General features: G+C 71.9%; 1 pseudogene. It reads left to right on the top strand.

What is annotated here, in order from left to right:
- Nucleotides 1-11,956 (top strand): annotated as a pseudogene (locus ACFWGZ_RS33385) (hypothetical protein); the annotation flags it as partial.

Raw genomic sequence — 11,956 nt, 5'->3', positions numbered from 1 at the left:
TGCTCGCCCACGAGACGCTGCACTACCTGGGCATCCCGGACGAGTACAAGGACTCGAGCCGCGTCTTCCAGCAGCACGACACGAACTCCGGCGTGCACCAGAACGACGGCGGCCTCATGGGCGCCGACGTCCACCTGCCCGACCCCGGCATCCGGCCGCGGCACCTGTGGCTGATCGAGAACACCGCGAACAGCCAGGTCATGGTGCCCGACACCACGATCAACCCGGCCGGGCCCGCCACCGTGCCGCCGCCCGCCGACTGGAAGCCCGGCGGGCAGCCGGGCACCGACGCGAACCCGAACCCCGGCGCCGACACCAGGTCCGACGGCGACACGCGGTCGGCCCCGGCAACCGACGACGCCAAGACCGGGGAGAAGCGCGGCCGCGACGACGACGCGCAGAGCAACACCGACGACCGCTCGGCCAAGAAGCCGAACACGTCCACCGCGCCGTACAGCGGCACCCCGGCCGGTCCGTCCACTGTGGACGCGGACACGGCCATGGAGGTAGACAGCCAGACGGACGGCCAGGTCGACAGCCAGGTCGACGACAACGCGGACACCAACGCCGACACCGACGCGGACTCGCGGACCGACGGCGACGTCCCGATGACCGACGCGGACGCGGACACCCAGGTCGACAACCTCGTCAGCCAGTTCGACTCCCTGTCGATGGGCGACGTCACCTTCTCCTACAACCCGGCGTTCGCGGACCTCGCCAACGGCACGATCGACCTGCCCACCAAGGACAACTACCTCGCGAAGCTCAAGGAGAGCGTCGAGGCGGGCAAGCCGCCGTCGTTCGTGGTCAACATGATCGTCAGCCACGGCCAGCTGAACAACCCGGACGTCAACGTCAACAGCGTCATCGAGGCCATCACGAAGGACGCGGGGCCGCGCGCGAAGGACATGGTGTTCGTGATCGGCGTCAACGGCCCCAACGGGTCCGACGTCGACATGGCCGCCAACATCGACCAGGCCAAGACCAGCATCGCCGGCCGGCCGGAGCCGATCGCGCTGGTGCCGTTGCCGACCTTCGACCCGAAGGGCGGTTTCCCCTTCGGCACGATGCGCAACGAGACGATGCACAGCCCTGCCAACACCTTCGCCATCGGTGCGATGAACGGCAAGGACACGCACCCGTACATCTCGTTCCAGGACTTCGACGCCGGCTCGCGCAAGGTCACCGGTGACAAGAAGGACATCTTCAACCACGTCGCCGAGTCGCTGAACCCCAAGGACGTCGGGCCGATCCGCCCACTGCTCTACTCGGGCGGCTACCGCGTCGGCGACCCGGCCACGCTCGTGACCGACACCCAGACGCGCATCGACACCGAGCGCGCGAAGATCGACGGCGACCCCAAGCTCTCGTCCGCGGACAAGGCGGCCAAGAAGGCCGAGCTGGACGTCGCGCAGGACCAGATCAACAGGCCGGACTTCGCCGACAGGTTCCAGCAGGCGATGAGCGACGACATGGACGCGCGCAGCCGCCAGAAGGACTCGGCGCCGCTGCTGCCGTACTCGCCGGAGCCCAACCTCTTCATGGACGCGAACGTCGCGGTCGTGGCCCCCGAGGTGAAGTTCAGCAAGGACGGCAACGAGTTCGGCGGGCTCAGCCAGTCGATCAACGCGTTCGCGGGCGCCGAGGTCGCGGAGATCCACACCAACCAGCTCCCGCCGCCGCCCGCAGCGCCCGGTGTCCAGTCGGACACCGACGTCGCGGCCGACGTTAAGTCCACTGTGGACTCTGCTGTCGACGTCGACCTGAAGAACAACCGCAACCCCTACCGCGGTGAGAACTTCACGAGCGACTTCAAGAACGGCGCGGTCGGCACCGACCTGTCGCGCCTGGCCCTCGGTTTCGCCAAGAGCGAGGGCAAGTCGTGGCCGCAGTCGCACGTCGCGCTCACCTCGGTGACGAACCGCATGTACGGCGGCGACACGCCGTCCGCCGACCGGGCGGCCAAGGCCGACGTGTCGGGCGCGAAGATCCGCGACGAGTTCGGCGACAAGAAGCCGAAGGCCGACGGCACGCCCAACCCGAAGAACAAGCCGCACGAGCAGCGCGAGGCCCAGCAGCTCGTCACGCACGAGTACAGCGTCGACCCGAACACCGGTGTGCACACCCACACCGGTTCGACGGGCGGCTGGACCCCGTCCGACGCCGACGCGAAGAAGCTCGGCTCGCAGGACAAGAACACCCTGAACACGGCGGTCTCCGCGCCGGTCGACGGGCACGCCAACAGCGGCATCGACCCGCAGGCCCAGGCCAAGCAGGAGAAGATGGCCGCGATGCTCAACCTGGCCCTGTCGGCCAACCCGAGCAACGTGACCCGCACGTTCGGCACCATCGAGCACGGCGTCCTGCCGATCGCCCCCGCCCCGCGCCCGGACGGCATGTTCAACGCCGTCCACGACGCGCTGGCCGCGAACCCGGCCCCCGCGCCGTCCGGCAAGGGCAAGGGCGGCGCCGTGCCGCCGGTCAAGTCGCCGGCCGACCTGCGCGCCGGAGCGGTGCAGAAGGGCTCGACGGCGTCGCCCGCGATCACCAAGCAGATCGCGAACTTCCGCCAGGAGCACGGCCTCGAGAACGGCCACGTGGTCAACGCCCTCGTCGAGCCCGGCCCGGCGCCGCGGCCCGACCTGCCGGCGAACCTGCGGCCCGGCAGCGGTGACGTCCAGGTCGACCACACCGGCACGCCCGGCACCGACCTCGACGCCGACCAGCGCGCCGAGCAGGACAAGCAGGACGCGGCCGAGCAGAAGGCGGACAACGCCAAGGCCGCCAAGGCCGAGGAGCTGGCCGCCAAGCTGCTGGCGACGGAGATCGGCCGGCCGATCACTGTCCACGGCCCGGACGGCACGCAGACGCACAAGCCGTTCTTCGAGCCCGCGCCCGAGATCACCTCGAAGTCGAGCAAGGCCGACATCAAGAAGGCGGACAACTGGAAGGAACCCACCTTCCCGCCGCCCGTCGAGCTCGACGCGCACCCGCAGCCGAACGGCAAGACGACCTTCACGCCGCACGACCCGTCACCGTCGACGCGCTCGGCGCCCGACGCGGACGTGCGTCCGGCTCCGGCTCCGCAGACCCGGCCGGCGCCCATGCCCGGTTCGTTCCCCGGCGCCGACGTCGACACCAACGCCGGTGCCGGCACCAACGCCGACGCGAACCGCGGTGGCGCACGGCCGCAGCAGACGCACCTGCCGAACCTCGGCAACGGCGGTCTCGTCGAGTCGGTGCTGCGCAGCGCGGCGTTGCAGGGGGCCCCGGTCCCGAACGCGTCGCCGCTCGTCGGCCAGGCCGACGTGCAGTCCACCGTGGACCTGGTCGTCGACGACGTCCGGCAGAACCCGCAGAACCACGACCACGCGGGCCTGAACCCGCCCGCGCTGTCGAACTGGGCCGCGAGCCAGGTCTCCCCGGACCTGCTCGCGAAGTTCCACCCCGACCTCGAGCCGAACGTGCCCGGCCCCGACACCGGCGCCAAGCTCGACCAGTGGCGCGACGCGCTCGCGAACGACCTCGCCACCGGCTCGTCCCGGCGCTGGCAGCTCGTGAACGCCGGCCTCGACACCGACGCCATGACGCAGGGCGACCTGGAGCTGGTCGACCACGTCACGCAGCAGGTCGTCGCGAACGGCGCGCTGCCGACGTCGGCCGACCTGGTCGCCACGGGCCTCGAGACGCCGTCGTGGGCGGACTCCCAGGTCGCCCGGCACCTGCCGGACTCGATCGCGCAGGCGCTCGACGTGCAGCTCGTCGTCGACAACGACGGCGTGCAGTCCGTGCACGGCCCGGCCGGCGCGCCGCAGGTGGAGATCGCCGCGCAGAACGGCACCTTCGGAGCGCTCGGCGCGGCGACGCCGCAGGACGTCCGCGCCGGCATGGAGGCCTCGTTCACCGGCAAGTCCTCGGCCGAGGTCGAGCACGCCCTCGCCGGACTGCGGGACCAGGGCCTGCGCGACGCGGCCCAGCGGACGCTGCTGTTCAAGGAGGCGGCCGCGCACCCCGGCGGCCCGAACGGGTTCGCGCACGACCTGGCGACGCGGTCGGCGGACATCCGGTCGCAGATCGACCAGGTGAAGTCGAAGACCACCTGGAAGCCCGAGGCGCTCCAGACGCAGAAGGAACGCGCTCAGGAAGCCGCGCGCAAGCAGGAGATCAAGGAGCTCACCCGGCAGCTCGGCGACACCAAGAGCCGGCTGGACACGATCCGCGGCGCGGGGTCGCAGCCCGCCATGACCCACGCCATCGACAACTTCGTCGCGGGTCCGAACGCGGACATGCTCGAGAAGCTCGGCCCGAACGCGATCGCCCAGATCGACGCGCACCTGACCGAGCAGATCGCGGCGGCGGAGAACGCCGGGTTCGACACCGCGGACCTGAAGGCCCTGCAGGAGCGGGTCCAGAACGAGCCGGTCGCGCGCAAGGTGCTCACCCAGGCCTCGGTGCGGGGCCTGGACTCGATCACCACCCAGCTCGACGACGCCAAGGAGGCGTTGCAGAACTACCGCGACGGCAAGTCGGCGAACACCGGCTTCGGCGGTTTCCTGAACCGGATGCTCGGCAACGAGGTCGACTCCTCGGTCGACTTCGACCAGAAGATCGCCCAGGCCGAGGCGCTCGTGCGGCAGACGGAGCACCAGCTCTCGCTCGCGGGCAACCCCGACTACGCCAACCGCTTCCAGAAGGCGGCGGACCTGCACCAGAAGGTGGAGCGGGCGAGGGAGATCCAGCAGGAGATCGAGGACGGCGCGGAACGCAGGCGCGACCTCGACCGCCGCTGGGCCGAGGCGCGGCAACGCGTCGAGGACATGCTGGCGAACCAGGGCGCCCCGCAGCCGAACCACGACGCGCAGTCCGATGTGGACGTCCAGTCCGACTACCGGCCCGACGCGGACGCCCAGTCCGATGTGGACGCCGACGTGGACGCCCGGAGCGACCTCGACGTGCCGAGCACCGACAGCGGGCTCTCCCCGCGGCAGGAGCACGCCGCGTTCAAGGCCTCGCTGTACGGCAAGACCGGCGCGGAGCTGAACGAGCTCGCCGCGCAGCACGCCGGCAACCCGGACCGCTCGTACGAGATCGAGCAGATGACGCGCTACCAGGAGATCGCCGCCAAGCCGGGCGGTCTCCAGCAGCACCTGAAGGACCTGCAGACCGAGATCACCGAGACGCGCGGCCAGGTCGGCGACCTCAAGCGGGTCACCGACGCCCTGCCGGACGCGCTGAAGTCCGAGCTGATGCGCTCGGACCAGGCGCAGCGCCAGGCCGAGCAGCAGCGGCTGATCGACCACCAGCGGCAGCTCCACAACGAGCTGATGAACCTGCAGTTCGACCGGGCGGACGCGCTCACGACCCACGCGCTCACCCTGCCCGCCGACCCGAACGCGCCCGGCTGGCAGTCGATGTCGCCGCAGGACGTCGAGGTCGTCGAGAACCGCGTCACGGACCTCATCCGCGACGCGCGCATCGGCGGGCAGCCGACCCCGCAGCTGGACCAGCTGTTCGACACCGTCCGGGAGATCCGGATCGGCGACTCGGCGGCGTTCGCTCCGGTCGACGCTCCCCCGGCGACCCCGGACCACGCCCCGGCCGCCGACGCCGACGCCCCGGCACCGGCCCGGCAGAACGACGCCCCGCCCGCACCCGCGGCCGAGGTCCGTCCCGAGCGCGGGCCGTTCATGCAGGACCCGGCCGCCCTGCCGGCGAACCCGGACATGGACCTCGTCGTGCCCGGCGGTTTCGGCCCCGTCCACGAGGGCACGCCCGCGCGGTCGTTCGAGGCGTCGCTGTACGGCCTCGACACCAGGACGCTGCGGGACCTGCAGACCACCTACGGCCGTGACGCGGACCGCCTCGCCGCCGTCCAGGGCATGACCGAGGTGGCCAGGAACGCCGGTCCGCCCAGCACCTACGACAAGCGCACGCAGATCGCCAGGGAGGGCCTCGCCAAGGCGCAGGCCGACCGGGCCCGGTGGAACGCCTCCGACCTGGTGCCCAACGCCCTGAAGACCCAGGCGATGCTGGACGAGCAGGTGGACCGCCGGGCGCGGGCCGACCGCGACGTCCGGTGGCACCAGAACCGGGTCGACCAGCTCACGGCGAACCGCGACGCCTCGCTCACCGCGCACGCGCTGACGCTGCCGGCCGACCCGAACGCGCCGGGCTGGCGCCAGTTCGGCAACGCCGACCTCGCGGCCGTGCAGAGCCACGCCGAGCAGAAGATCCGCGACGCCGCGGCCGGTGGCCACCCCACCGGTCACCTCACGGCGTTCCGGGACTTCACCCAGCAGCTGCGCGACGAGCGCGCCGCCGGCACGCCCGAGGTGCAGCACCGCCCCGCGCCGCCGAAGCCGGACACCCGTCCGGCGCCGCCCGCACCGGACGTGCAGACGCGTCCCGCGCCGGAACAGGGCACCCGCTCGGTGCCGGAGACCGCGCAGCCCGAGGTGACGGCACGGCCCGAGGTGCAGACGCGCCCCGCGCCGCCCAGGCCGACGCCCAACCCGGTCGTCCCGATGACCACCGCGGCGCCGCAGCCGGTCGGCCAGGTCCCCGGCACGAACCTGCCCGGCTTCTTCCAGGACAACAAGGCGCTGGGCTCGATCACGCCGACCGACGTGCGCGGCGCGGACGCGGTCGTGGCCGAGATCCAGGGCATCAAGCCGGCCGACGCAGCCCGCATCAAGGACGCCGTCGAGAACGACTTCGAGACGTTCCTCGGCGGTGGCCGCAACTTCCAGGTGAAGATCGGCGGCTCCTGGTTCGAGGCGAACATCCGCGCCGAGATGCACGCGGACGCGAGCACGGCCGTCACCGACGCGGCCGGCACCAAGGTCGACCGCAACTACCAGGCCGCCGCCGCGTCCACGACGACGAACACGATCGCCACGTCCAACGACGTCGGCGGCTCGGTCACGGCCGGCACCGCGATGGGCCCGTACGGGTCCGTGGGCGGCAAGGCCGCGCTCGCCACGCCCGCCGTGTCGCAGTCGACGACGAACTCGATCACCGAGCAGCGCGCGATCAAGGGCTCGGACGACGGCTCGGTGAAGGTCACCGTCCCGGTCTCCTACGAGATCACCGTGACCGACGCGTCCGGCAACCCGAAGCAGTTCGCGACGCTGAACACCGGCCCGGACGTCACGCTGCAGGTCCCGAAGGACCTCAGCACGATGGTCGACTCCGGCAGGTCGTCGGCCGCGGTCACCCCCGCCGACGCGGCGTGGGGCACGAAGGCCGAGAACGTCGTGCCGGAAGCCGTGGTGGTCAAGGACTCCGGCAAGGCGTTCGAGGACGTCGCGGCGAAGCTGCACCCGTCCATCACGAAGGTCGGCTCGCCCGGCCGCGAGGCGCTGCAGAACTTCCTGTCGCCCACCTCGATCCGCGCCAACCTGCCGGCGATGCTCGGCGGCTTCGTCACCTCGCCCGACCTGATCAGCCCGCACGCCGGCAAGGGCGCCGCGGTGCAGATGACCGCGACGCTCAAGGACGCGAAGCTGGTCGGCACGCACGACGGCGCGGCGCTCGACATCAAGGACACCTCCGCCTGGGGCAGCAGTGTGTCCGCGTCCACCAAGACCGGGTTCGACGCGAACGCGGGCTTCGGCGGCAACATCGGCGTGCCCGGCCAGGTCGGCGGCACGGTCGGCGCCACGGTGAACTACTCGGCGCGCACCGCCGAGGGCGTGAACGCGGGCTCGAGCAGCAGCCACAAGACCGGCATCGGTGTGAAGGGCGAGACCGGTCTCTACGAGGTGACGGCCGAGGTCGAGGTCCGCACCCCGAGCGGCGACCCGGTGAAGATCGAGGTCACCACGCACGTGCGGATGGGCCTCAACGAGGCCGGCGCCGTGGGTCTGCCGACCCCGGAGGGCACCCGCAACACCACCACCGACCCGGCCACGAAGGACACCCGGCACCTGCCGCCGTACGTGGCGGACACCCTGGCGGCCGGCAACGCCAAGGTCGGCGAGTTCGTTCCCGCCACGCAGGTGCAGGGCCAGGTCGAGACCGCGCTGCGCGAGCTGCCCGGCTTCGAGAAGTTCCTGCCGAAGTGGAACAACCCGGACGCGAACCCGCGGTCGAGCAAGGGCCAGGGCTTCGGCGACGTGGCCGAGCAGCTCGCGAACCAGCGCAAGCTGACCGCGAACCTCTCCCCCGCCGCGCTGAAGGCGAACATGGACAGCCTGCTCGGCCCGGGCGTCCAGGTGCAGCTCAAGAACTCCGGCAAGACGACGAACACCTACGTCAACGTCACGGTCAAGGCGAAGCTGTCCGGCACGAAGCACCTCGGCCAGGCGGACAAGCACGCGGTCAGCGACTCCACGACGACCGGCCCGAAGCTCGACGCGAACACCAGCACCACCAAGGGCTGGACCGGCGGCGTGCAGGGCAGGGTGAACATCCCGGTGAAGACCGGTGTCGCGTCGCTGAGCCCCTCGCCGCAGGTCGGCGCGTCCTACAGCCACTCGTGGACGGACAAGACCTCGGCCGGACCGGCCGTCAGCGCCACCTCGTCGAACCCCGGCAGCGCGGACGCCCAGGTGTTCCAGGGCGACGTCGAGTTCGAGGTCGAGATCACGACGTTCACGCGGCCGCGCACGTGGGTCCGCACCATCGTGCCCGGTGCGCCCGGTTTCCAGGCGCCGGAGGTCAAGACCGTCGCCAGGACCGGCGCCGGCCTCGACAAGATCGACGGCAAGGTCAACCTGTGGGTGTCCGACGGCTCGACGCTGAAGAACGACCCCGGTGACGGCTTCAAGCCGGGTGACCCGCGGGCGACGAAGCTCGACGGCTCCCCGACGGTCAAGGACCTGCTGAACCCGCGGGACGCCCGGCCGAAGTCGCCGGAGTTCCTCAACGTGGAGGCCGTCGCGAACACGACGGCGCTGCGCGACCAGGCGATCGACGCGCTCAACCGCGCGGCCAAGGGCGACTCGGCGCTCACCACGCCGGGCACCGCCTCGCGCGCCCAGATCGACAAGATGTTCGCCCCGGAGAACATCAAGGCGAACCTGCAGCGGCTCGTCGAGACCGGTGTGCAGGAGCAGGGCCTCAAGTACGACCGCCGCGTCACCGACCGCTCCGGCGCGATCGGCATGTCGGTGAAGCTGGGCGAGGCGAAGCTCGTGTCCATCTCGGACACCACGGGCTCCGACAACTCGGTCAGCGGCGGCTACAAGGCAGGCGAGTCGTCCACGACGAGCCGGTCGGTCGACCTGACCGCCGGCGTCAACGTGCCGGTGCGCCCGAACGTCACCCCGCCGCCCGCCGGGTCGCCGTCGCAGGCCACCGGGTCCGGTGGCGCCGCGGTCACCGGCAAGGTCACGCCGTGGTCGGACAGCAAGACCGACTCCAGCGAGATCGGCGGCACCGTCGACCGCGGCAGGACCACCCCCGGTGACGCGCGGACCGTGCTGGTCCAGCTCGACGCCGAGTTCACGATCGTCGGCGAGAGCCGCGCCGGGAACTTCGTGCACGGCGGCACGCCGAACGCCGAGGGCGTGACGGTCAGCATGCCGAAGTCGGTGTTCGTCCGCGTCTCCGAGGACGTCGCGCGGGAGCTCGGCGCGCTGCCGAAGGTGGCGCCGAACGTCCCCAAGCCGGACTTCCCGAAGATGGCGCCGCCGTCGACGGTGGCACCGAACGAGCCCGGCGCGCTGGGTCTGTCCAACGTGGAGAAGGTCCCCGACCTGTCCGCCGCGGTCAACGACCTCACCGGCCAGCTGTCCGCGAACACCAAGAAGTTCGGCAGCGACGCGCTGATCCCGGACTCGGTGCTCAAGGACTCGATGAGCAACCTGCAGCGCATCGTCGACCTGAACTCGCCGTCGAGCGTCAAGGCGATGATCGACAGCGCCCTGGACGGCGGCGTGCCGCTGCTGGTGCACCAGCCCGGCACGTTCGGCAAGGACTCGTACCAGGTCACCCTCCGGGCCAAGGCGGGCGACCCGCAGTTCGACCAGGTCGTCAACGACGGCGTCGACATGAGCCACAACACCGGCGGTTCCCGCAAGGAGAGCGCGGGCCAGGGCCGCGGCACCGGCTGGGGCGTCGGCCTGCGGGCACCGGGCCTGGCCTCGCCGGGCAGCGCGAACCCGAACGTCTCGGGCAGCGCGGGCGTCAGCGCGGGCGCGAACATCGGCTCGAGCAGGAGCAGCTCGGTGACGACCTCGGCGAACGAGGCGTTCAGCCACTCCCGCACGGCGAGCGGCCCGGCGGCGCGCTACTCCGTGCCGATCGAGTTCGAGCTCGTCGTGGAGAAGGGGTCCCAGGAGGTCGCGAAGGCCCGGAGCGGCGTGCAGGACATGGTCGTCCGCACGCACGCGGACAACCAGAAGGTCTCCGAGCCGACCACGAGCCGCGGGACCCCGCAGCCGTACATGTCGGCGGCGAGCAGGCGCGGCACCGAGTTCGGCACGCCGGAGGCGGCCTTCGCCTTCCAGCAGGACACGCGCGCCACGCAGCTGCCCCCGTCCGCGTCGGTCGAGAACCTGCGCGGCGCGGGCGACCTGCGCGACGCCGCCGTGAAGGCGATGACGGAGGCGGGCGCCGGCAAGGGCCTGACCGGCAAGGGCACGGGCTCGCTCAACAGCCTGTTCTCCACCCTCAGCCCGGAGAACCTGCAGCCGCACCTGCCCTCCATGCTCTCCGGTCCGCTCGACGTGCCGGGGCTCAAGGAGGCGGCGCTGGCGTTCGGCCAGGACGCCGACGTCAAGGTCTACGCGAAGCTCGTCAACCCGCAGCTGGGGTCGCTGAGCGACAGCGTCAAGATCGAGACCCCGCTGTCCACGAGGACGACCGACACCTCCAGCGAGGGCAAGGTCGCCGACACCGCCGACGTGTCGGTGGGCCTCGCCCAGGGCAGCGCGGCGGTCAAGCAGGGCACCGACCCGAAGGACACCGTCAACTTCGGCACCGGCGGTGTCGAGCTGCGGCACGCGAACGAGGAGTCGTCCGCGGTCTCCGGCGGTCCCTCGCAGGCCGAGGGCGGCGCCGTCAAGCCCAAGGACGCGCCGCGCACCGGTCTCGTGCAGTTCGACGTCGAGTACCGCGTGGTCGCGACCGTCGGCGGCAAGACCGGCGTGGTCGACCTGACCGTCCCCGGCTCGGCCGGCGTGCGCCTGCCCGCCGCCGAGGCCGAGACGGTGCTGCACCAGCAGTTCGGCGACTCGCTCGAGGACGCCCAGACCGAGGTCAAGAAGACGGCCGACGACTGGCGCGAGGCCGAGAAGAAGGTCGACGAGGCCCGGCACCGGGCGCAGGACGCGATCAACTCCTCCGCCGCCGTGCTCGCGAAGACCGACCAGCCGCTCGGCGACGCCGCGACGAAGCTCAACACGGCGATCGACACCCACCTGAACGCCGAGGCCGAGCTGCGCGCCCGGCAGACGGCGTTCGACACCGCCGTGGCGGACGTCGCGCAGACCCGCGCGACGATCCAGGACCTCACGCCGCGGCTCTCGTCGCTCAGCCAGGACGCGCTCGCGACCAAGGACGCCCTCGACGACGCGCAGATCGCCGGCGCGCCGCAGGCGGAGCTGGACCGGCTGGGCCGGGAGGCCGACGCGGCGCACACCGCGCTGACCGACGCCCAGCAGCAGCTCACCGACGCCCACGCCCAGCTCGACGCGCAGCGCAAGACCGCCGTCGACACCCGCGCGGAGTTCCAGGCGCAGCAGAAGACCGTCGCCGACGCCGACGCGGCGCGCACCGACGCCGAGGACGCCCACAAGGCGCTCGCGGACGAGCGGGCCGCCGCGGAGAAGGCGATCCGGGACGCGGAGACGGAGCTCGACGACGCGCGGCGGGTCGCCGACGCCGAGCAGCGGAAGTGGTGGGACGCGAAGGCGGAGGTGGACCGCCAGGTCGACGCCTTCAACTCGTCCCCGCCGCCGGTGCCGCCGACGCCGGCGCCGCCGACCACCCCGCCCCCGCCGCCCACCGC

The organism is Lentzea sp. NPDC060358, assembly GCF_042725365.1.
In the GTDB taxonomy this organism is placed as follows: domain Bacteria; phylum Actinomycetota; class Actinomycetes; order Mycobacteriales; family Pseudonocardiaceae; genus Lentzea.
This window is presented reverse-complemented; position numbering and strand designations above follow the sequence as displayed.